General features: G+C 64.4%; 21 protein-coding genes. 12 read left to right on the forward strand and 9 right to left on the reverse strand.

Annotated features, from left to right (window positions below; genetic code table 11):
• The first annotated feature begins 209 nt into the window (after positions 1–209).
• The 5 genes from J2R76_RS34835 to J2R76_RS34855 all read left to right on the forward strand — a co-directional run bounded on the left by J2R76_RS34835 (position 210) and on the right by J2R76_RS34855 (position 5,474).
• Positions 210–1,646, forward strand: coding sequence for an FAD-dependent oxidoreductase (locus J2R76_RS34835; RefSeq protein WP_253589204.1), 1,437 nt, complete (start codon positions 210–212; stop codon positions 1,644–1,646).
• 92 nt (positions 1,647–1,738) lie between these two features.
• Positions 1,739–2,668: a TauD/TfdA family dioxygenase gene (locus J2R76_RS34840; RefSeq protein ID WP_253589205.1), complete on the forward strand. Its 930-nt coding sequence runs from the start codon at positions 1,739–1,741 to the stop codon at positions 2,666–2,668.
• A gap of 25 nt (positions 2,669–2,693) precedes the next feature.
• On the forward strand, positions 2,694–3,749 hold the full coding sequence (locus J2R76_RS34845) for an ABC transporter substrate-binding protein (protein ID WP_229189724.1): 1,056 nt from the start codon (positions 2,694–2,696) through the stop codon (positions 3,747–3,749).
• Positions 3,746–4,612 (forward strand): ABC transporter ATP-binding protein, encoded by an 867-nt coding sequence (locus J2R76_RS34850; RefSeq protein WP_253589206.1) that lies wholly within the window; start codon positions 3,746–3,748, stop codon positions 4,610–4,612. The genes J2R76_RS34845 and J2R76_RS34850 overlap by 4 nt, the downstream gene beginning before the upstream one ends.
• Positions 4,605–5,474, forward strand: a complete 870-nt coding sequence (locus J2R76_RS34855; protein WP_253589207.1) for an ABC transporter permease — start codon at positions 4,605–4,607, stop codon at positions 5,472–5,474. The genes J2R76_RS34850 and J2R76_RS34855 overlap by 8 nt, the downstream gene beginning before the upstream one ends.
• A 12-nt stretch (positions 5,475–5,486) precedes the next feature.
• Here the strand turns inward: J2R76_RS34855 and epsC are convergent, their stop codons facing one another.
• From epsC to J2R76_RS34885, 6 genes are all read right to left on the reverse strand, one after another.
• Positions 5,487–6,440 (reverse strand): serine O-acetyltransferase EpsC, encoded by a 954-nt coding sequence (gene epsC, locus J2R76_RS34860; protein ID WP_057017436.1) that lies wholly within the window; start codon positions 6,438–6,440, stop codon positions 5,487–5,489.
• Between the two features lie 19 nt (positions 6,441–6,459).
• Positions 6,460–7,032, reverse strand: coding sequence for a flavin reductase family protein (locus tag J2R76_RS34865; protein WP_057017437.1), 573 nt, complete (start codon positions 7,030–7,032; stop codon positions 6,460–6,462).
• Positions 7,033–7,170: 138 nt separating this feature from the next.
• Positions 7,171–8,400, reverse strand: a complete 1,230-nt coding sequence (locus J2R76_RS34870; protein ID WP_057017438.1) for an acyl-CoA dehydrogenase family protein — start codon at positions 8,398–8,400, stop codon at positions 7,171–7,173.
• Positions 8,401–8,442: 42 nt separating this feature from the next.
• Entirely contained in the window at positions 8,443–9,447 is a 1,005-nt protein-coding gene (locus tag J2R76_RS34875) for an NrtA/SsuA/CpmA family ABC transporter substrate-binding protein (protein WP_050387474.1), read from the reverse strand.
• A gap of 10 nt (positions 9,448–9,457) precedes the next feature.
• Entirely contained in the window at positions 9,458–10,183 is a 726-nt protein-coding gene (locus J2R76_RS34880) for an ABC transporter ATP-binding protein (RefSeq protein WP_253589208.1), read from the reverse strand.
• Positions 10,180–10,935, reverse strand: coding sequence for an ABC transporter permease subunit (locus tag J2R76_RS34885; RefSeq protein ID WP_309143573.1), 756 nt, complete (start codon positions 10,933–10,935; stop codon positions 10,180–10,182). The genes J2R76_RS34880 and J2R76_RS34885 overlap by 4 nt, the downstream gene beginning before the upstream one ends.
• Positions 10,936–11,354: 419 nt before the next feature.
• On the opposite strand from J2R76_RS34885, the gene J2R76_RS34890 reads away from it, so the two are divergent.
• Positions 11,355–12,446: an LLM class flavin-dependent oxidoreductase gene (locus tag J2R76_RS34890; protein ID WP_253589210.1), complete on the forward strand. Its 1,092-nt coding sequence runs from the start codon at positions 11,355–11,357 to the stop codon at positions 12,444–12,446.
• Between the two features lie 5 nt (positions 12,447–12,451).
• Here J2R76_RS34890 and J2R76_RS34895 read toward each other — a convergent pair whose 3' ends face one another.
• Positions 12,452–13,792 (reverse strand): LLM class flavin-dependent oxidoreductase, encoded by a 1,341-nt coding sequence (locus J2R76_RS34895; protein ID WP_253625501.1) that lies wholly within the window; start codon positions 13,790–13,792, stop codon positions 12,452–12,454.
• Between the two features lie 313 nt (positions 13,793–14,105).
• Between J2R76_RS34895 and J2R76_RS34900 the strand changes: the two genes are divergently transcribed.
• The 4 genes from J2R76_RS34900 to J2R76_RS34915 are packed head-to-tail and all read left to right on the forward strand — an operon-like array spanning position 14,106 to position 17,881.
• Positions 14,106–15,734, forward strand: coding sequence for an FAD-dependent oxidoreductase (locus tag J2R76_RS34900; RefSeq protein ID WP_253625502.1), 1,629 nt, complete (start codon positions 14,106–14,108; stop codon positions 15,732–15,734).
• On the forward strand, positions 15,731–16,051 hold the full coding sequence (locus J2R76_RS34905; RefSeq protein WP_016840109.1) for a ferredoxin family protein: 321 nt from the start codon (positions 15,731–15,733) through the stop codon (positions 16,049–16,051). The genes J2R76_RS34900 and J2R76_RS34905 overlap by 4 nt, the downstream gene beginning before the upstream one ends.
• A 50-nt stretch (positions 16,052–16,101) precedes the next feature.
• Positions 16,102–17,226, forward strand: a complete 1,125-nt coding sequence (locus J2R76_RS34910) for a methionine ABC transporter ATP-binding protein (RefSeq protein ID WP_253625503.1) — start codon at positions 16,102–16,104, stop codon at positions 17,224–17,226.
• Positions 17,216–17,881, forward strand: a complete 666-nt coding sequence (locus J2R76_RS34915) for a methionine ABC transporter permease (RefSeq protein WP_141340380.1) — start codon at positions 17,216–17,218, stop codon at positions 17,879–17,881. The genes J2R76_RS34910 and J2R76_RS34915 overlap by 11 nt, the downstream gene beginning before the upstream one ends.
• 13 nt (positions 17,882–17,894) lie before the next feature.
• Here the strand turns inward: J2R76_RS34915 and J2R76_RS34920 are convergent, their stop codons facing one another.
• Complete coding sequence (locus J2R76_RS34920) at positions 17,895–18,845, reverse strand: aliphatic sulfonate ABC transporter substrate-binding protein (RefSeq protein WP_199805249.1); 951 nt, start codon at positions 18,843–18,845, stop codon at positions 17,895–17,897.
• Between the two features lie 372 nt (positions 18,846–19,217).
• Between J2R76_RS34920 and J2R76_RS34925 the strand changes: the two genes are divergently transcribed.
• Together J2R76_RS34925 and J2R76_RS34930 are read left to right on the forward strand one after the other, a co-directional pair.
• Positions 19,218–20,012, forward strand: a complete 795-nt coding sequence (locus tag J2R76_RS34925; protein ID WP_057017483.1) for a MetQ/NlpA family ABC transporter substrate-binding protein — start codon at positions 19,218–19,220, stop codon at positions 20,010–20,012.
• Positions 20,013–20,040: 28 nt separating this feature from the next.
• Positions 20,041–20,817 carry a MetQ/NlpA family ABC transporter substrate-binding protein gene (locus J2R76_RS34930; RefSeq protein ID WP_253590577.1) on the forward strand — a complete coding sequence of 259 codons (777 nt, stop codon included), beginning with the start codon at positions 20,041–20,043 and terminating at the stop codon, positions 20,815–20,817.
• Positions 20,818–20,858: 41 nt separating this feature from the next.
• Here the strand turns inward: J2R76_RS34930 and J2R76_RS34935 are convergent, their stop codons facing one another.
• Positions 20,859–22,259: an LLM class flavin-dependent oxidoreductase gene (locus J2R76_RS34935; protein ID WP_253589214.1), complete on the reverse strand. Its 1,401-nt coding sequence runs from the start codon at positions 22,257–22,259 to the stop codon at positions 20,859–20,861.
• Between the last annotated feature and the right edge of the window lie 289 nt (positions 22,260–22,548).

Consider the following 22,548-nt stretch of genomic DNA (forward strand, 5'->3'; position numbering starts at 1 on the left):
TGGGAAGTTCTCCCGATCGATCGCGCCGATCCCGCACGTCGCAATGCACATGAGATGATCGGTCAGGCGGCGATCATCGCAAATATTTCAATGCCCGCGTTGTCCACGACGCGAACATTGCCTGCTATCAAAAACAAAGCTGGTTTCGTTTCATTGACTGAATGTCGATCGCTTTTACGATTTGTAACGTCAAAGCGAGGTGGTCATTCATGCCGCAATCCGATCCCGACAGCGTCGCCCGCGAGGCCCTCCGGCTGATCGGGGTCGACCCACAGAACTGGGTGCCTGATCGCGACGGAATCGATCACAACGTCGTCGTGGTCGGCGGTGGCCAGTCCGGCGCGGCCTTCGCGTTTGCGTTTCGGCGCGCCGGGATCGGCAAGGTCTCGGTGATCGACGCCGCCGCCGACGCCAGCAAGGCCGGCGTGTGGCTGACGAGCGCGCGAATGCACAAGCTTCGCACTCCGAAGACGCTTCCAGGTCCGGAGCTCGGTCTGCCCGGTCTCGGTTTCCAAGCATGGTATGAAACGCGCCATGGCGCGGCGGCCTTCGACGCGCTCGATCGGATTCCGCGGCTCGACTGGGCGGCCTATCTCGACTGGTATCGCCGCGTGACAGGCGCCGGCATTCGTTACGGTACGCGGCTGCTCCGCATCGAGCCCGCAGCCGATCATTTGCGGTTACATCTGGAGCGGAGCGGGGTCACGACCATCGAGACCACGCGCAAGCTGGTGCTCGCAACCGGCTTTGCGGGTAGCGGGGGCGCTTATGTCCCCGACGCGCTGCGTGTCCTGCCGAAACGATTCCGTGCGCATACATCGGAGAAGATCGATTTCAGGACGCTGCGAGGTCTTTCCGTTGCGGTGATCGGGAGTGCTGCGTCGGCCTTCGATGCGGCGGCTGCAGCCCTTGAGGCCGGAGCGCGTGATGTTCATCTGTTTGCACGCCGGGAAACCTTGGCCGCGTTGCCGGTCATTCGGATCCGCGGCTACCCGGGAGCCTATGACAATTATGGCAGCTTGCCCGACGCGGTGCGCTGGCATCAAGCGATTCGGTTCAGGCAGGCTGGGTCGACCCCGCCGCCGGATGCGATCTCGCGCGCGGTAGCCTTCCCCAATTTTCATCTGCACCTGGGCGCACCCTGGACCTCGGCGCAATTGAAGGGGGTGCGGCTGGTCGCCATCACTCCGCAGGGCGAGTTCGCGTTCGATTTCGCGATTGCGGGAACTGGCTATTCCGTCGATCTGGGCGCGCAGTCAGAGCTCGGCGATTTCGCCGACGAAATCCTGCTGTGGCGAGATCGCTTCGTGCCGCCTGACGACGAAAAGGACGATCGTCTGGCGGCCTATCCTTATCTCGGGTCCGGGCACGAGTATCTGGAGAAAGTTCCGGGCCGCGCGCCGTATCTGAAGGACATTCACGTCTTCAACCCGGCAGCATTTGTCAGCTTCGGCCTGCCGATCGGCGACGTTCCAAGCTTCAAGCGCGACATTCCGGGGATCACGGCCAGGGTCAGCCGCGATCTGTTCCTGGCCGACCTTGCATCTCACGAGGCGCGCATCAACGGAGAGATCGCGGAGGATTTCACCGCCGAGCTCTATGCACCGGCTGTCTGGCGACCGCCGCAGCCCGTCGCGGCGGAATAGCGCACGACCACATCATTGATCTCCGCCGTCGTTTCCGCGACCGGCGCATGGCGGAGCCTTGTCCAGGGGATCGCGGCGACGAGACCAACATCATGAGCAAGACGACCACCATCGACAACGTCATTCCGCGCGCCGACATCGTCAAGCGTGCCGCCCGGCTTGGTGCCGAGATCAAGAATGTGAAGCTGTCGGGTGACCTTCCCGACGCGGTCATCCGTGCTGTCAACCAGGTGCTGCTCGAGCACAAGGTGATCTTCTTCCGCGACCAGGAGCACCTCGACGACGCCGAGCAGGAGCGCTTCGCGGTCAGGCTCGGCAAACTGGTGCCGCATCCGACCATCGGCCCGAGCAAGGGTACGTCGTCGATCCTCGAGCTGGACTCGGGGCGTGGTGGCGGCCGCGCGGACCAATGGCATACCGACGTCACGTTCGTCGATGCCTATCCGAAGATCTCGGTGCTGCGCGGTGTGGTGATCCCGCCCTATGGCGGTGACACCGTCTGGTCCAACACGGCGGCCGCCTATCTCGATCTGCCTGTGCCGTTGCGGAAGCTCGCCGACGAGCTCTGGGCGGTTCACAGCAATGCCTATGATTACGCGGTGAAGTCTCGCGCCACCGACGCCGACAGAAAGCATTTCGACGAGGTATTCACCGGGACGATCTATGAGACCGAGCATCCGGTCGTGCGCGTCCATCCCGAAACGGGCGAGCACACGCTGGTGCTCGGCAATTTCGTCCAGCGCTTTGTCGGCCTGCCGAAATATGACGGCCAGAAGCTGTTCGATCTGTTCCAGTCCCACATCACGGCTCCGGAGAATACCGTGCGCTGGAGCTGGCGGGCCGGAGACGTCGCGATCTGGGACAATCGCGCGACCCAGCACTACGCCGTCAATGACTACGGCGATCAGCATCGTGTGGTGCGCCGCGCCACCATCGACGGCGAGGTTCCGGTCAGCGTCGACGGCCGCCACAGCGTGACGCGGATCAAATCGCCGAAGCCGCAAGCGGCGAAGGCAGCCTGAGCATGTCGCCTATTGGAGCAACACAATGAATGCCATCATTCGAATTCTGCGCGCGCGGCGAGCCGCTGCGCGCCGGGCGGCGCGATTGCTGCTGGCCGGCGTCTTTGCGTTGGGCCTGATCGCTTCGGCCTTCGCCGAGCCACCGCTCGATAAGACCGAGATCCGTTATCAAGGCTGGGCCGGGCAGGTGACGTTCACCGAGCTCGCCGAGGACCTCGGCTACCTCGCGCCGCTCAAGCTCAAATGGGTCGGCAACACCATCAGCGGGCCGCAGGACATTCAGACCGTCGTCACCGGCGACATCGACGTCGGCGGCGCTTTCTATGGTGCGATCATCAAGCTGATCGCGGCCAAGGCGCCGATCAAGGCGGTGGTCGGCTACTACGGTTCCGACTCCAATACCTACTACGGCTACTTTGTGAAGGACGACAGTCCGATCAAGACGGCCCGCGACCTGATCGGCAAGAAGGTCGCGGTCAATACGCTTGGCGCTCATCTGGAGTTCGTGCTGCGTGAGTATCTGGCGCGCAACGGCCTTAGCGCCGGCGAGGCCAAGCAGGTGACATTGGTGGCGGTCCCACCCGTCACCGGCGAGCAGGCGCTGCGGCAAGGGCAGGTCGAGGTGAGCGCGCTCAGCGGCGTGTTGCGCGACAAGGCGCTGGAGCGTGGCGGGATCCGCTCGCTCTTCAACGATACCGATCTGTTCGGACAGTTCACCGGCGGTGCCTATGTGCTGCGGGAGAAGTTCATCAAGGACAATCCGAACACCGCCCGCAAGCTGGTTGAGGGGATCTCGCGCGCCATCCAGTGGGCGCAGACGACGCCGCCCGATGAAGTGCGGGCCCGCTTCGACCGGATCATTGCGGAGCGCAAGCGCAACGAGGATGCCTCCTCGATCAAGTACTGGAAGAGCACCGGCGTCGCGTCCAAGGGCGGCGTGATCTCGGATGCCGAGCTGCAGGTCTGGATCGACTGGCTGGTCAAGGATGGCCTGCTCAAACCGGGCCAGATCAAGGCCTCGGACACCTACACCAACGAGTTCAACTATTTCCGTCCCGGAAAGACGGCGGAGGCGCGATGACGTCGGTCAAGATCAGCTTTGACAAGGTCCGCAAGGAGTTCGTCACGCGAGGCGAAGGGGGCCGGCCGGCGGGCTATTTCACCGCGCTCGAGGACATCACGTTCGACGTCCGCGCCGGCGAATTCCTCGCCCTGGTCGGTCCAAGCGGTTGCGGCAAGTCGACATTGCTCGATCTGCTCGGCGGGCTCGCGACGCCGACCAGCGGCCGCATTCTGCTCGACGGCCGGCCGATCGTCGGACCCGGACGCGACCGCGGCGTCGTGTTCCAGCAGTACGCGCTGTTTCCGTGGCGCACGGCCGCGCAGAATGTGGAGTTCGGGCTCGATATCGCCGGCCTCAAGCCGAAACAACGCGGTGAGATCGCGCGGCACTTCCTCGACTTGGTCGGGTTATCGGGTTTTGCTGACCGTTATCCGCATGAACTCTCCGGCGGCATGAAGCAGCGCGTCGCGATCGCGCGCAGCCTTGCCTATGATCCGGAGGTGCTGCTGATGGACGAGCCGTTCGCTGCGCTCGATGCCCAGACGCGCGAAACGTTGCAGGGCGAGTTGCTGCGGATCTGGCGGGCCACCGGCAAGACCATCATCTTCATCACCCACGGCATCGACGAGGCGGTCGTGCTCGGTCAGCGCGTGGCGGTCATGACGTCCCGTCCGGGGCGGATCAAGGAGATTGTCGACATCCCCGCGGCCTTGCGCAGCGAAGCCGAGGATGTGCGCTCGCTGCCGGAATTCGGCCGCGTGCGCCATGAGATCTGGAGCCTGCTCCGCGAGGAAGTGCAGAAAGCGCAGCTGGGGCAATCGGCGAGCAGGGTCAGCGCAGGCCGTGTCGAGCGTGAAGTAAAGGAAGTCGCTCATGTCTAGCCTGGAGATGCTGACATTGCTGGAGCTCGCGCATGGACGGCGAGACGAGCAAGCGGTGGCGGCGCGGTCACCGCTAGTGAGCGCGGTCCGCGCCGCGACCCGCGGTCTGGTAGCTTTCGGACGCCGCTCCCTGCTGCTGATCGCCCTTCTGGCGATCTGGGAGGCCGCGCCGAGGCTCGGCTTGATCGACGCGGTGTTTCTGCCGCCATTCTTTGATGTCATCGCCGCAGGCTGGCAGCTCGCGCAAACCGGCGAGCTCTATGACGACGCCTCCGCGAGCCTGCTCCGCGCCCTGACCGGGTTTCTGGTGTCGGTCGTGTTGTTCGTCCCGCTCGGGCTGGCCGTCGGCTGGTACACAAGGCTCGGCGATCTGCTGAACCAGTTCATCGAGATTTGCCGCAATACCGCGCCGCTCGCGCTGTTGCCGGCGTTCATCCTGCTGCTTGGCATCGGCGAGCTCTCGAAGGTAACGATGGTGGTCTATAGCTGCGCATGGCCGCTCCTGCTCAACACCATCGCCGCGGTGAAGCAGGTCGATCCGCTCTTGATCAAGTCGGCGCGGACCATGGGCGCGACCCCACAGCAGCTGTTCCGCAAGGTGATCCTTCCGGCGGCGCTTCCGACGATCTTTGTCGGCATTCGCCTCGCCAGTGCGTCAGCCATGCTGGTGCTGGTCGCATCCGAGATGGTCGGCGCCAAGGCCGGTCTCGGCTATCTCATCATCAACAGCCAGTACAGCTTCCTGATCCCGCAGATGTATTTCGGCATAATCGGGATCACCGTGATCGGGTTGGCATTCAATGCGGTCCTGGAGGCGTTGGAACGGCGCTTGATGCGATGGAAGGCACAGGTTGCGGCGTGATGAGATCGTGGTTCAGGCGCCGCTCGGGCTGTTTCGTGCGGTGGCCTGCGTCACAATGCTGTTCGGCGGCACGTCCTTGGTCAGCCAGACGTTGCCGCCGATGGTCGACCCGCGGCCGATCGTGATCCGGCCGAGTATGGTTGCGCCGGCGTAGATCACGACGTCATCCTCGACGATCGGATGGCGGGCGTCGCCCTTGATCACATGGCCCTCGTCGTCGGTCGGGAAATGCCGCGCGCCGAGCGTGACCGCCTGATAGATCCGGACGTTGTTGCCGATGATGGCGGTTTCGCCGATCACGACGCCGGTTCCGTGATCGATGAAGAATCCGGAGCCGATCCGGGCGCCGGGATGGATATCGATGCCGGTCCTTGTGTGGGCGATCTCCGACATCAGGCGAGCCACCAGCCGCGCGCCGATCTGGTAGAGCAGATGCGCAAGGCGATGGTGGATGATGGCGGTCATCCCCGGATAGCCGATCAGGATCTCGGGAAAATTCTGCGCCGCCGGATCTCCAACGAATGCCGCCCGCAGATCGTTGATCAGAAGTCCGCGGACCGACGGCAGTTGGGTCGCGAATGCGCGTGTCAGCTCGATCGCCTCTTCGTGCCCAAAGCCCGGCTCCAGCTCGTCGCCAACGAACAGCGCGCTGCGATGGATCTGCGCGCTGAGCGAATCCAATGCTGTGCTCAGCGTATTGCCGACGAAATAGTCGATGTTCTCGCCGTCGAGGTCCGATTGGCCGTAGTGGCGCGGAAACAGCGCCTCGGTGAGGCCGTCGAGGATCGCCTCCAGCGCGTCCCGCGAGGGCGCGCGGCGTGCCTCGCCGTCGCGCCGGATGCTATGGGTCTCCTCGCGGGAGGTGCGCAGCTCGGCCACGATCCGGTCGAGCTGCCAGCGGCCCGGTGGTCTGCTGACCGCGCCGGCCGTTGACGGAGGCGATGCTGGCGGCAATTCGCGTTTCATGCTGCACCCTTTCTCTGTTCTAACGGACATGCGCCAGAGGAATGCTGACTTCGGCCAATAGGTCGAGATCGGCCTCGTGATCGATCTGGACATACTGTCCATTCCAGTAAGTGAGGCCGGACAGCCGATGCGACAATTCCATGCTGGCGAGGCGGCCCACGATGATGCCATGGGAATGCCGCTCGATGATCTCCTCGACCTGGCATTCGATCATCGCAAGCGACCGCTGCAGCAACGGCACGCCCGAGGCTCCATGGGTCCAATCGGTGCCCTCGAAGCGTTCCCTGCCTTTCAGCCGGCCATTGCTGAAGCGCTCGGCCAGGGCCTGCTGGTCGGAGCCGAGGATGTTGACGCCGAACAGCCGATGGCGGGCGATCGGTGCGAAGGACGATGCCTGCCGGTTGATGCTGACCAGCAGCCGGGGTGGGCTGGCGCTGAGCGACGTCAGCGAGGTCACCGTCATGCCGGTGATGTCCTCACCCTGTCCTGCGGTGATGATGCAAACGCCGCCCGGGAGGCGGCGCATGACAAGGCGAAATTGACGCTCGATCTCGTGGTCGGCGTCCACAAGATGAATATCCGGCTTGCTCATCGGGATTCTCCCTTGCTTTGCCTCGCCGGATTGGACCTCGCCAGAGCGTTTTCGAGCGAAGTGGATACCGGTTCGCGTGAAGAAAACGCATCAAAACAACAATCCAGAGCTCCGTTCCGATTCGATCGGAGTGGGGCTCTAGAAGAAGCCCTTGGCGGGTAGCGGCGTGCCGCTGATCTCGTATTGTCCGATCGAGCGCGCCTTGAAGGTGTTTGGATTGTGCGACGCCAGGGTGCGCGCGTTGCGCCAGTGGCGGTCGAAATTGGTCGCCTTCTTGGTGGCCGATGCACCGCCGACGTCGAACAGCAGGCTGCCGCTCCGGATCGCGAAATCGTCCGCAACGATCTTGGCCTTGGCCGACAGCAGCGCGGCCTTGTGCGCGGCCTCGACGGCGTTTTCGTCGCCTGCATCGAAAGCGTCGGTGGCGGCATGGAGCGCCTCCGCGGCCGCAAGCACCACGGTCTCGGCGGCGAATGCGCCGCTGGCGATCTGGCCGACGGTCTGTTGCAGCAGCGGGTCGTCCACTGGCACCTCACTCGGCGCGTAATAGAACGTCCGCTTGCGGGTCCGCACCAGGGCGCTGGCGTCGCGCAGCACGGCGCGCGCGATGCCGGCATTGATCGCAGTCAGGAACAGCTGGGCAAATGTGTTGGAGTAGGGAATGCCGTAGCCGGTATCCGGTGCATCGAACACGACCTCCTGGCGCTTGACGCGCACGTTGCGGAAGTGGGTGGTGCCGGTCGCCGTCAGCCGCTGCCCGAGACCGTCCCAGTCGTCGATCAGCTCAATGCCCTCGCGGTTCACCGGAATCAGCACGGCAGCATTGGTGGCGGATGTGTCGGCGGTGCGAACGAGGACGTAGTCCGAATACAGTGTGCCGGTGCTATAGTATTTCGTGCCGTTGAGCAGGTAGTCGTCGCCGTCGGCAGTGAGTGTCGTGTTCGGCGTGACATTGCCGACCTTCGGCGTGTCGAGCTCGGTCGCCGCGAGCCCGATGATCGCGCCGTCGGCAACTGCCTTCTGCCACTGCCTGTGCTGATCGTCCTTCGGCCGGCGCACCAGGCGTTCGACGACGCTGAAATGGTTGCGCAGGATATGCGCGACATTGGCGTCGGCCTCGCCGAGACCGATGACGATCTCGAACAATGCGCGAATCGACAGGCCGGCGCCGCCGGCTTCGATCGGAAGCCGCAACGCGCCGAGGCGGGCCTTGCGAATGAGATCGACTTGCGCGAACGGCAGGACGCGCTCGCGTTCGCGGTCGGCGGCGCCTTCCGCGATGCGGCCGAGCAGCGCGTCGATATCGGGTGCGCGGCTGTGAAGGCGGTCGGAAGGCTCCAGCGAGGTGGCGGACAGAGGCTTGTTCATTGGTATCACCCAAATGGCGTTGATTGATATGACTGCTACTGATCAGAGCTGGGCCAGGTGGTCGGTGACTTTGATCGGCTCCGGGAGCACCTTGCGCGCGACCAGCCAGTCGGCGGCCCTTTGCAGCTCGGCGAGGAAGTTTTCGTCGTTGGCGGCGAAGTAGCGATACTGCCGGTTCAGCGCGATGAACTGGTCGCGGACCTGGTCGCTGTACTTGCCGGCCTTCTGCGCGATGTATTCGGCATCCTTGCTGTTCGCGGAGATCCACTTGCCTTCGGCGCGGAAGGCGTCGTTGACGGCCCGGACCAGCGCAGGATTGTCGGTCGCAAATTTTCGGGTGGTCAGGTAGGACGTGTAGTCGATCTGGAACTCGAGATCGCGACCTTCCAGGAAGATGTCGTGCGCCTTGTATTCGAGCCGCGCGATATCGACGCCCGGGCTCCACATCGACCAGGCGTCGACCTTCCCGGAGGCCAGCGCCGGCGCTGCGTCCGGCGGATTGAGATAGACGAACGTCACCTTGGAGCGGTCGACCTTGTGCTTCTCGAGCGCGGCAACCAGCAGGAATTCGCCGAGACCCGAACGGTTCACCGCCACCGACTTGCCGACGAGATCCTCGACCTTGTTTATGCCAGAGTCATCCCGCGCGATGATCGCCGTGGTGCGCGGCTCGTAGACCACGAATTGGGTGAATACCAGCGGCGAGCCGGCGATGATCGCGGCGAGTGCCGGCGTCGTGCTGCCGCCGAAGCTGAAATCGGCGCTACCGCCGGTCACAGCCTGCAGCGTCGGCGCATGATTGGGGAACGGCCCGAGCCACTCGACCTTGATGCCGTCCCTGGCCAGCAGCTTCTCGAACTCGCCGCGCTCCTTGGCGATCAGATTGAGGCCGCTCAAACCCCAGGTCAGACGCACCGTGTCGGTGACGCGGCCGGTCGCCGCATGCGCCGGCTCGGACAGGTCAAAGCCGGCAAGCGCGCCGATGCCGAAGGCGGCGCCGCCAAGGAAGCTGCGACGGGTGGGGTTGGTGAACCGGGGGATAGACATTGAGTGGTCCTCAGGCAGGAATGGGGTGAGAGGTGTCGACGCCGAGCTCCGCCAGCAGGTCGGTGCGGGCGATCGGCGCTGCGCCGCTACGTTTCATGGGATGCTCGAACGCGATCCGGCCCTCGCGCATCACCAGGATGCGGTCGGCGAGCGCGATCGCCTCGTCGACGTCGTGGGTGACCAGGAGCACGCCGGGTCGATGGACGGCGACCAGCTCGCGCACCAGATCGTGCATGCGAATGCGAGTCAGCGCATCGAGCGCTGCGAACGGCTCGTCGAGCAAGAGCAACTCGGGTTCCTGCACCAGCGCGCGCGCCAGCGCCACGCGCTGCGCCTGTCCGCCCGAGAGGTTGCGCGGCCAGTCATCGAGACGGCCGCCGAGTCCGACCTCGGTGAGCGCGGTGGCGGCGCGCTGACGGGCGTCGCTCGCATTGAGGCCGAGCGAGACGTTGCGCCACAGACTGTCCCACGGCAGCAGCCGGTGCTCCTGGAAAACGACGGCCGGCCGCCGTGGTGCCGTGATGCGCCCGCCGTCGATCGCATCGAGGCCGGCCAGCGCCCGCAGCAGCGTGGTCTTGCCGCAGCCGCTTTCGCCGAGCAGGACGACGAACTCGCCGCGCTCGATGCGCAGGTTGAGGTTCTCGATCACCACGCGACTGCCATAGGCGCGATGCAGTCCGGTCACCACGACGGCCGGCGCAATCGCGGCCGGTGAGGGCACGGCGTGCAGCGTCATCGCGCGCTTCCATAGTTCGGATGCCAGGCCAATAGCCGCCGCTCCAGGGCGCGCGCGATGCCGTCGGCGGCGACGCCGATCAGCGCATAGATCACGATCGTCAGCACGATCACGTCGGTGCGCAGGAACTCGCGCGCATCCATGGCGAGAAAGCCGATGCCGGACTGGGCGCCGATGGTCTCCGCGACCACCAGTGCCAGCCACGCGGTCGCCAGCGCATAGCGCACACCGGTCAGGATCGAGGGCAGGGCGCCGGGCAGGATGACGCGCCGGATCAGCTCGAGTGTCCCGAGGCCCTGGACGCGGCCGAGCTCGAGCAGCTTCGGGTCGACCTGCCGGATACCCAGCGTGGTGTTGATGTAGATCGGGAAGGCGACGCCGAGCGCGACCAGGAAGACCTTCTGGGCTTCGCCGACGCCGAGCCAGACGATCACCAGCGGCAGCGCGGCGAGAAACGGGATCGCGCGGATCATCTGGATGCTGCGGTCGATCGCGGCCTCCGCGATCCGCGAGAAGCCCACGAGGATACCGAGCGCGAATCCGACGCTGCCGCCGATCGCAAAACCGGCCGTTGCGCGCAGCAGGCTGACGCCGAGATCGTTCAGCAGGCTTCCGGACGTCGCCAGCTTGAATGCCGTCCGGACGACCTTGCTCGGTGCCGGCAGCACCTGCGGCGAGAGCCAGCCGGCCTGCGCCGGCAATTCCCAGACGATCAGAAGCACGACCGGGGCGAGCCACGACAGCAGCAGCATGCCGCGCCGGCCGATCTCTACTCGTGGCTTCCGGGACGGCGATGCCGTTTGAACGCTGCGCGGCGTTGAATCAAACGCGATCGATGACGCAGCCTGTTCGAGGTTGCTCAAGTCTGTTCTGTCCTCGTCCAACATTGCGCGCGAGCATCATCGATCGCGCGCGGCATGGTCCGCCATTCTCTCGATGAACGGCGCGTCGCCGCACGAAAGAAGGCGTTGTTCATGTCGCGCAAACTGTCCCACGAATTTTCTCGAACAGAAATAGAGCCGTATTCCAATTGTCGCTGCGTCCGGAGTTTTCTGGTTTATCGGCGCGCGCGGCGCGGCAAGGAAAATCTTTTGATGCGCCGCTGCTTGATCTGTCGCCGTGCTTCTTTGAAAACACGCCGACGTAACGTCAGGGAAATCGGAGAGACGGCATGTCGACACGACCGCTTCGCTTTGGCATCTGGGCGCTGGTCCATGGTTCGCGCGCGGCCTATCAGGATCCGGAGGAGCCGTATGACGCATCGTGGGAGCGCAATCGCGACCTCGTGCTTGCCGCCGAGGCACTGGGCTACGATTCCACGCTGATCGCGCAGCACACCATCAATCCGCATCGGGAGGATTTCGATCAGCTCGAGGCCTGGAGCGCGGCGGCGGCCGTTGCGGCATTGACCAGCCGGATCGAGATCATCGCGGCCATCAAGCCCTATCTCTATCATCCGGTGGTTCTCGCCAAGCTCGCGCTCGGGATCGAGAACATCAGCCGCGGACGCTTCGCGATCAACCTGGTCAATGCCTGGAACCGGCCCGAACTCGACAAGGCCGGCATCGGCTTTGCCGAGCACGATGCCCGTTACGCCTATGGCCGCGAGTGGATCACGATTGTCTCGCGCCTGATGCAGGGCGAGCGGTTGACCTACAAGGGCGAGCATTTCGACGTCCGCGATTATCTGTTGCGGCCGACGAGCCTCTACCGACCGCGACCATTGATCTATGTCGGCGGCGAATCCGAGCCGGCGCGCGCTTTGGTCGCCGACCACGGCGACGTCTGGTTCATCAATGGTCAGCCGCTCGAGGATGTCGCGGGCCTCATTGCCGACGTGGCGGCGCGGCCGCGGACGTCGGTGCCGCTTCGCTTCGGGCTGTCCGCCTTCGTCATCGCGCGCCAGACGCAGGCCGAGGCCCAGGCCGCCTATGAGCGGCTGCTTGAGCTGTCGCGGAAGGACGCCTCGATAAAGGTGATCCAGCGACAGAACACCGACCCGAAGGTCGTGATGATGCAGACCATGCAGAAGTCGGAGCGGATCGGCAGCAACGGCGGCACCGCTGCCGGGCTGGTCGGCAGCTATGATGACGTGGCCGCCCGAGTCGGGGCGTTCCATGCCGCAGGCATCGAGTTGTTCATGCTGCAGTTCCAGCCTTTCGAGGCCGAGATGGAGCGCTTTGCGAGGGAGATCATCCCGCGCGTCCGCGCAGCGTCATCTGCTGCGAATGACACCCCACCACTGCTGGCGAGCTCGCGGTAACTGCGTCACGCGGTTGCGGCGGCTTCCGTCTGACGCGCAAAGCGGCTGATCGGCCGAGGCAGGCCAAAATGCTCACGCAAGGTGGTGCCGGCGTAATCGGTTCGGAACAGACCGCGGCGCTGCAGGATCGGCACCACGTTGTCGACGAAGACCTCGAGCCCGGTCGGCAGCACGTCCGGCATCAGATTGAATCCGTCGGCCGCGCCGGCCTTGAACCAGGCCTCGATGTCGTTGGCGATCTGCTCGGGCGTGCCGACGATGATGCGGTGTCCGACCCCGCCGCCGAGCGCGCGCAACAACTGCCGGACGGTGAGGTCACCGCGGCGCGCAAGGTTCACCGTGCCCTGGAACATGGTGTGGTTGGCGTTGGCCGGCAGCGGCAGCGGATCGGGTAGTGGCTTGTCGAGCTCAAGGATCGCAGGATCGACCTGCAATGTGCCCGCGAGACGCGCCAGGCTGTACTCGATCGGAACCAGCTCCCACAGCTCATCCTGCCGCCGTCTCGCCTCGGCTTCGGTGCTGCCGATCACTGTGGCAAGGCCCGGCAGGATGACGATGGAGTCGCCGGCGCGGCCGTAGGTCGCGGCGCGGGCGCGCAGATCGCGCGCATAGGCGACACCTTCCTCGATCGTCTGCGCCAGCGTGAACACAGCTTCGGCCTGCGCGGCAGCGAGATCACGGCCGTCGTGCGAGCCACCGGCCTGCACGGTGACCGGGCGGCCCTGCGGCGAACGCGGCACGTTAAGCGGACCGGCCACGGCGTAATGGGCGCCGCGATGCGCGATCGGATGAACCTTCGACGTATCGACAAATCGCGCCGAGGACTTGTCGCCGACAAAGGCGTCGTCCTCCCAACTGTCCCACAGCGCATGGACGACCTCGGCGAACTCCTTGGCGCGCTCGTAGCGGGCCTTGTGCTCCAGCACGTTGCTGAGGCCAAAATTGCGGCTGGCCGACGCGTCGGCAGTGGTCACCGCATTCCAGCCGGCGCGGCCGCCGCTCGCGAGATCCAGGGTCGCGAAGCGGCGCGCGATGTTGTACGGCTCGTTGTAGGTGGTCGAGGCGGTCGCGATCAGCCCGATATGGCTGGTCGCCGCGGCCACCGATGCCAGCACGATCGTCGGTTCCATCGACATGAAGGAGCGGTAGTCGATGCGGTCGGTGATCGCCGGTGTGTCGGCAAGGAAGATCGCATCGAGCTTGCCGCGCTCGGCGATGTCAGCCACGCGCACATAATGGCCGACGTCGAAGCAGGCGCGAGGATCGCTTTCGGGCAGCCGCCACGCCGACGCATAGACGCCGGAGTGCAGCAGATTGACATTGAGATGAAGCTGACGATCGGACATGGCTGCCCCGCATTGAGGTGAGACGACTCACGAAGTATCGCCTGTCAGGCCACATGAAAACGAACGGCCGGCGCGTGCATGCAAAAAGAAATTTCCGTCTCCGCTGCGCGATCTGCGAACAAATCCGGTGTCGATCTTCTGCGATGAGCGGAACATCCCCTCCGCCGCCGCATGAATATTCTGCCACGTGCCGCGGCAGGGGAAGCTTCGTCCAAGTCTGCGCAAATATCTGAAATTGCCAGGGCAGCCTGCGCGCGTAACGATGCTGTTGCGGCGCGTTGCAAGCAATCGGTGCCTCCCGGAGAACTGAACCATGACAGTCCACGAGCGACGCGCCGAACAGCGAACCGCGCCAGGCGGTTCGGTCGAATTCGACGCCGACGTGCTGGTGATCGGCGGCGGACCGGCGGGCACGTGGGCCGCGGTGAGCGCCGCGGAGCGCGGCGCGCGCGTCGTGCTCGCCGACAAGGGATTTTGCGGCACGTCGGGTGCCACCGCGGCTGCCGGCACCGGCGTTTGGTATGTTGATCCCAAGCCGGCGCTGCGCGAGGCCGCGATGGCCAATCGCGAAAAGATGGGCGGGCATCTGCAGGATCGCCGCTGGATGGCGCGCGTGCTCGACCAGACCTACGAGGACAGCAATCGTCTGGCCGCCTGGGGTTACCCTTACCCGGTCGACGACAGCGGCACGTCGCAGCGCAACTCGCTGCAGGGGCCGGAATACATGCGCCTGATGCGCAAGCGCACCAAGCAGGCCGGCGTCACCATTCTCGATCACAGTCCGGCGCTCGAACTGCTGGTGGATGACGACGGCTCGGTTGCGGGAGCCAGCGGCGTGCGCCGCCAGAAGCACGATCGCTGGATCGTGCGCGCCAAGGCTGTCGTCATGGCGACCGGCGGCTGCGCGTTCCTGAGCAAGACGCTGGGATCGAATGTGCTGACCGGAGACGGCTATCTGATGGCCGCGGAGGTCGGGGCCGAATTCAGCAGCATGGAATTCTCGAATCCCTATGCGATCTCGCCGGCGTTCGGCTCCGTGACCAAGACGCTGTTTTATGGCTGGGCGACCTTCAGCTACGAGGACGGCAGCGTCGTTCCCGGTGCGGCATCCAAGGGCGGGCGATCGGCGATTGCGCGCGCGCTGCTTCAGGGACCGGTCTATGCCCGCCTCGACAAGGCCGACGACGACGTGCAGCGTCACATGCGCGCATCGCAGCCGAATTTCTTCCTGCCGTTCGATCGCACCGGCATCGATCCCTTCAGGGAGCGTTTCCCCGTCACCTTGCGGCTCGAAGGCACCGTGCGCGGCACCGGCGGCCTTCGCATTGTCGACGACAGCTGCGCCACCAGCGTGCCGGGACTCTATGCCGCCGGTGATGCAGCGACGCGCGAATTGATCTGCGGCGGCTTCACCGGCGGCGGCAGCCACAATGCCGCCTGGGCGATGTCATCGGGGACCTGGGCCGGATGGGGCGCTGCCGGCTATGCAAGGCAGCTGGGCCCGGCACGTCAACGACGACTGGCGTCCGCCGGTACCGTCGCGTTCCGAAGCAAGGCGGGTCGCGCGTTTGAGCCCGCCACGCTGACAAAGGCGGTCCAGGACGAGGTCTATCCGTTTGAGCTGAACTACTTCCGGCATGCCTCGCGTCTCGAAGGCGCCCTCGAGCGGCTGGATGCGGCGTGGGTCAATGCATCATCGGCCGATGCGGCGAGCAAGGACGATCTGCTGCGCGCCCGCGAGAGCGCGGCCATGCTGGCGACGTCGCGCTGGATGTACCGCAGCGCGCTGGCGCGGAACGAAAGCCGCGGCATGCATCGCCGCGACGACTATCCCGATCAAGACGACCGCCAACGCCATTACGTGACGAGCGGCGGTTTGGACGAGGTCTGGACCACGGTGCGGCCGCATGCCGAGGCCAGCTATGCAGAGGCCGCGGAATGATCGAGGTGATCGACGCCGAGCGCTGCACGTCCTGCGACATCTGCGTGAATGTCTGCCCCACCAATGTCTTCGACAAGACGGAGGGGATTCCGGTGATCGCCCGTCAGGGCGATTGCCAGACCTGTTTCCTCTGCGAACTGTATTGTCCCGAGGACGCGCTTTACGTGTCGCCTTATGCGGAGGAGCCTCGCCCGACCGACGTGGTCGCGTTGCGGCAGACTGCCGCGTTGGGCAGCTACCGCCGCGCGGTCGGCTGGACCGACGAGACGCGCGATCTCCGCGGCATCGACCGCAGCTATCTGCTCTTTGGTCATTGAGCCCGGGCTGCGCCCGGCGACCGAAGCCATTTCCCAATTGGACCGACTGAATGAATGTACATCAATCCCTGACGACGGCGCAGCCTGTTGCACCGCTGCCGCCCATTCCGCTCGCTTCCAACGCGAGCGATGCCATGATCCGCTTCGAGGCCGTCTCGAAGGTCTATCCGGCCTATCGCGACAAGCCGAGCGTCCATGCCTTGCAGGCGATCGACTTCGCGATCCCGCGCGGCTCGATCACCGGCGTGATCGGCCGCTCCGGCGCCGGCAAATCGAGCCTCGTCCGCCTCATCAACGGGCTTGAGAAGCCGTCGAGCGGCCGCGTCGTCGTCGATAACAGCGAGATCTCGGCGCTTGCCGGTCGCGAGCTGCGCCTGGCGCAGCGCTCGATCGGCATGATCTTCCAGCATTTCAACTTGCTGTCGTCGCGGACGGCGGCGGACAATATCGCCTTGCCGCTCGAGATCGCCGGCTGGTCCACGGCCGACATCGCCGTCCGTGTAGCCGAGCTGCTCGAGCTCGTCGGCATTGCCGACAAATACGATCGTTATCCCTCGGAATTGTCCGGCGGCCAGAAGCAGCGCATCGGCATCGCCCGCGCGCTGGCGACTCGGCCGAATGTGCTGCTGTCCGACGAGGCGACGTCGGCGCTCGATCCGCAGACCACGCGCGCGATTCTGGACCTGCTGGCCAACATCAATCGTGAACTCGGGGTGACGATCGTGTTGATCACCCACGAGATGTCGGTGGTCCGCCAACTCGCCAAGGAAGTCGCGGTGATCGACGGCGGCCAGGTCGTCGAACGCGGCCATGTCGCGGAAATCTTCACGCATCCCCAGCATCCGGTCACGCAGGCGTTCCTTTCCGAGGTGATCGGGGACAGTGTTCCGGTCTCGCTGGCGAGCCGCCTTTCGCCACAGCCGGTTGCCGGCGGGCAGACGGTCCTTCGCGTGCAGGTGCGCGGTACTGAAGCCGGCGACACCGTCGTGGCGCGGCTTTCGCGCGAACTGTCCCATGACGTGGCGCTGCTATCGGCCCGCATCGATGAGATCGGCGGCCAGCACGTGGGCTCGCTAATCCTTGGCATTCCCGGCGGTGAAGCCACGGCCAGGCAGGCCCTGGCTTATCTTTCTCAGCATGACATTCTGGTGGAGCGTCTCGGCTATGTCGCGTGAACTCATCAACCTGATCGTTCAGGCCACGGGCGAGAGCCTTTTCATGGTCTCGGTGGCTGCGCTGGTTGCGACCGCGCTGGGCCTTCCGCTTGGCGTCTTCCTGGCGACCAGCCGGAAAGGGGAGCTGTTCGCCGCGCCGCCAGCCAATGGCGTGCTCGGCGTCATCGTCAATGCGGCCCGCTCGACGCCGTTCATCATCCTGGTGGTTGCGATCATTCCTTTCACGCGGCTGATTGCCGGCACCTCGATCGGATCGGGCGCGGCAATCGTGCCGCTCACCATCGCGGCAACGCCGTTCATTGCCCGTCTGGTCGAGGCGGCGATCCGCGAGGTCGATGCCGGTCTGATCGAGACGGCGTCCTCGTTCGGTGCAAGCCCGTTGCAGATCGTGTTCAAGGTCTTGATCCCGGAGGCGTTGCCGGGCCTGGTGCTGGCCTTGACACTCGCGGTGGTCAGCCTGCTCGGCTACTCCGCAATGGTCGGGGCCGTCGGAGGCGGCGGCCTCGGCGACCTCGGCATTCGCTATGGCTATCAGCGCTTCATGCCCGAAATGATGCTGGCGGTCGTCGTCGTTTTGATCGCGCTGGTTCAGACCGTGCAGACCGCCGGCGACTATCTGGCGCGCCGCGTCAACCGCCGCCTACGTCATCGCTAAAGGCGCGGTGGCGTCACGATCCCTTCGGTGCCCAGATCTTGACGTCGCCGGTATCGACCTTGCGTGGCAGCAGACCTTCCGCCGTGAAGGTATCGGCGATCTTCTGCTGCTCGGAAAGGCCGGCCGCGGTGACCACGCCGACCTTGTAGGAGCGATGGCTGTTGGCCTCCTCCACCGTGGCGGCGTCGATGCCCCACAGGCCGGCGAGCAGCGCCGCGGCCTCGTTCGGATTGGCTTTGATCCAGGTGCCGGTTTCCACCAACCTGGCAAAGATGACATTCAGTGCATCGGCCCGCTTTTCGGCGATCGCGGCAGAGGCAAGATAGTAACGCTTGTAGTTGGCGAGCCCGCCGCTGCCGTCGGTCAGGATGCGCGCGCTGGACTGGCGTTGCGCGCTGCTGAGGAACGGATCCCAGGCGACCCAGGCGTCGACATTGCCGCTGACGAATGCCGCGCGGCCATCGGCCGGCGTCAGATAGGCCGGCGTGATGTCCTTGAAGGACAGTCCGGCCTTGGCAAGTACCGCTAGCAGCAGGAAGTGGCTGCCCGCGCCCTTGGTGACCGCGACCTTCTTGCCCTTGAGATCGGCCGGCGCTTTGATTGCGGAATCCTTGGGCACCAGGATCGCCTGCGCCGATGGAGAAGCGGCTTCCTCGGCGACGTAAGCGAGTTTGGCGCCGGCGGCCTGGGCGAAGATCGGCACGGTGTCGGCGACGTCGGCTCCGAAATCGATGCTGCCGACATTGATGGCCTCGAGCAGCGGCAGGCCGCTGGTGAACTCGTGCCACGACACGGTGATGCCGAGCGGCGCCAACGCCTTCTCCAGCGCGCCGTTGGTCTTCAGGATAGCGGTCAGCGTCGACGATTTCTGGTAGCCGATCCGGATTTCCTCGGCGGCCGCAGGCCGAACGAGCGAGGTCATCGCAAGCAGCCCGATGGCGGCGACAGCAAGACGGCGCGACATCGCAGCCGCCGATGATGCGGCCTGCGCTTGCGGGATGGGGCGGGCAAAGATGGGCATGGCAAGTTGTCCTTAGCCGGTTCGATCTGTTGCCATTTGTGTGCAATCGGTGCGCCGGAGGCAATCGCGGAGAAGCCGTCCGAACGAGTGCAATTTTCTCTGCAAGCGAAGTCAGCGAGAAAAGTATTTTTGGCCTACGCGTTGCCGCCGGCATCGGCAGATAAGTCGCTCGCTGCGCCAAGATGCCCGGCCGGCTCCATTCTCTTTTCATCGCGGCCACAGCAGCGGCGACTCGTCATCGGGAAAAATTTGGATTCTCATTTCATTGATTTCGTCCCCGGCGCGAGCGATGAGCTTGATAGCGAGTTCAGTTCCATGGAGACCAAGATGTTGCTTCGATCCATTTTCGCTCTTGCAGGCGCTGTTGCGATCTGGTCGACCGCCGCCGCGGCAGAAACGATCAAGATCGGCGTGACGCCCGGGCCGCATGCACAAATCCTTGAGGCCGTGAAACCGATCGCGGCGAAGAGCGGGCTCGAGCTTCAGCTTATCGAGTTCTCCGACTATGTCGTTCCGAACGCGGCGCTCGACGCCGGCGACATCCAGGCCAACTCGTTTCAGAACCAGCCTTATCTGGACAACCAGAAAGCCGATCGCGGCTACAAGATCGAGCAGGTGGGGCTGACGGTCAATTTTCCGATCGGCGTCTATTCGCGCAAGCACAAGAACTGGGCCGACGTTCCTGACGGAGCCAAGGTCTCAATTCCCAATGATCCGACCAATGGCGGCCGGGCGCTGCTTCTGCTGCGCGACAAGGGCGCAATCAAGCTGAAGAGCGACGTCGGCTTCAAGCCGACCGTTATCGACATCGCCGACAATCCCAAAAACCTGAAATTCGTCGAGGTCGACGCAGCCCAGGCGCCCCGGGCGCTCGACGATGTCGATGCGGCGGTCATCAACACCAACTATGCGACACAGGCCGGTCTCGATCCGGTCAAGGATCCGATCCTGCGCGAGGATCCGAAAGGGCCATACGTCAATCTGATTGCGGTTCGCTCCGCCGACAAGGACAAGCCGTGGGTCAAGATCCTGGTCGACAGCTACCACACGCCCGAGATCAAGGAATTCGTCCAGACCAAGTTCAAGGGCGCGGTGCTGCCCGGCTGGTAGTTGCCGCTCCAATTGCTGAGGGATGATGATGCGTATTCTGATGACGGCGGTTGCCGCGGTAACGCTCCTGGTCGGCACCGCGAGGGCCGAGACGGTCCGCGTTGGCGTCACGGCCGGACCACACGCCGAGATCCTCGAAGTCGTCAAGAAGGTGGCTGCGGGCCATGGGTTCGACATCAGGGTGGTCGAATTCACGGACTACGTGATCCCGAACCAGGCGCTCGCGCTCGGGGATCTCGCGGCCAATTCGTTCCAGCACGAGCCTTATTTGAAGAACCAGATATCGAAGACCGGCTGGAAGATCGTCAAGGTCGCCAACACGATTGCGTCGCCGCAGGGTGTCTACTCGTTGAAATACAAGAAGCTGGCCGATCTTCCGGATGGCGGGCGGGTGGCGATCGCCAACGATCCTTCCAATGGCGCGCGCGGCCTGATGATCCTTGCGCTGCACGGCGTGATCAAGCTCAGGGACCCCAACAACGTCGCGTCGACCATTGCCGACATCACTGACAATCCGAAGCATCTGCGCTTCGTCGAGCTTGATGCCGCGCAGTTGCCGCGTTCCCTGCAAGATGTCGATCTGGTCTCGATCAACAACAATTATGCGGTTCAGGCCGGGCTCAATCCCGCCGCCGATGCAATTGCCCGCGAGGCGGCCGATGGCCCGTGGGTCAACATCGTTGCCGTGCGCGAGGCGGACAAGGACAAGCCCTGGGTCAAGCAGCTGATCGATGCCTACCATTCCGAGGAGGTCAAGGCATTCCTCGAGAAACGCTTCAAGGGCACCTACATCGCAACCTGGTGACGGGAGTTGATCGCCCATCGCCAGGAGGTTTCCAGGCCGATCTATTCGGCGGCTTCGGTGCGCGCTGCCGTCGAGGCGCGGCGGAAGCCGACGCCGGGATGCGTGGCGTCAAGATAGGGTCCGCGTCCGGGGAACAGCTTCTCGCGGAGCGTGCCTTCGCGATAGGCTGTCTTGTAGACTCCGCGTGACTGCAATTCCGGCACGACGAGGTCGACGAATGACGTCAGTGATTCCGGCGCGACGAGGCGGAACAGGTTGAAGCCGTCGACGTCGGTTTCGTCGGCCCAGGCGATCAGCTCATCGGCCACGTCCTGGGGTGAGCCGACCACGAATGGCGAGCGTGCGCCGATCCGGCTCAGCGTCGCGAGATCACCGACCTTGACCGGCCGCTCGCTCCGCAACGTGAAATTCTCGACCATCGACTGGATCGCGTTGCTCTCGACATATTGTACCGCCTGATCGGGACGATAGTTCGAGAAGTCGATGCCGGTCCAGCCCGAGAGCAGAGCCAGCTGGCCGGCTTGGTCGACATACCCTGCGTACTCCTCGAGCAGATCGTTGGCCTCCGCGCGCGTCGGGGCAACGATCACGGTCGCGCCGGCGAACAGGCGGATATCATAGAGATCTCGTCCGAACGCCTTGGCCGCTTCCCTGATCTCGCGTACGGCACGGGCCAGAATGGGCCTGGTCTGGCCGTTGAGGAAGATCGCCTCCGCGTGCCTCGCCGCGAAGGCGCGGCCGCGCTTCGAGGTTCCCGCCTGATACAGCAACGGTGTGCGTTGTGGCGAGGGTTCGGCGAGGTGGATGCCGTCGACCTGGTAATGAAGTCCCTGGTGCCGCACATTGTGGATCCTTGCCGGATCCGTGAACACGCGCGCTGTCCGGTCACGGCGAACCGCGCCGTCCTCCCAGCTGCCTTCCCATAGCTTATAGCTCGCAATGAGAAACTCCTCGGCCGCCTCGTAGCGTTCATCATGCGCGCGGTTGGCCTCAAGGCCCATTCCGCGGGCGCCGCTGTCGAGATAGCCGGTGACGATGTTCCAGCCGATCCGCCCGCGAGTGAGATGATCGAGCGTCGAGAAGCGGCGGGCGAACTGGTAGGGATGCTCGTAGGTGAGGTTGGATGTGATGCCGAAGCCGAGATGCTTCGTTGCGTAAGCCATGGCGGAGACGAGCAGGGTCGGCTCGGCGTTCGGCAATTGAACGGCGTGACGCAGCGCAGTGTCAGGACTGCTGCCGTAGACGTCATAGATACCAAAGACGTCGGCGAGGAAGATGCCGTCGAGCAGGCCGCGTTCGGCGGTTCTGGCGTAGTCGACCCAATAGTCGAGCGAGTTGTAGTTAAGTGAAGTGTCGCGCGGATGCGACCAGAGACCGGCCCAGTTGTGGCTCGGCGCCATCATGTTGAACGCGTTGAAGCGAAGTTCCTTTGGTCTGGTCATTGCGCAATTCCGCTAATTGAGGACTGAGAGGTGATTTATCACGTCAGTTGCGCGGCTTTATTTTCTATATGGAAAGACAGGATCAAAATCGTGCTTTGTCTTCGATCCGGCGCAGCAGAGATTCGTTTGTTCGACGTCGTCGTGCTGTTCGAAATGACGGTATGCACGACATTGCGTACTGATTTGCAGGCGCGATCGGCAGATGACTCATCAGCTCCACTGAGTCGTTCAAACCGGCGGAGCAGTGAAACAAATGTTACGCGACAGGCGCCGCGGCTGAAAAATTAGC

The sequence above is a fragment of the Bradyrhizobium sp. USDA 4532 genome, from assembly GCF_024171315.1.
In the GTDB taxonomy this organism is placed as follows: domain Bacteria; phylum Pseudomonadota; class Alphaproteobacteria; order Rhizobiales; family Xanthobacteraceae; genus Bradyrhizobium; species Bradyrhizobium australafricanum.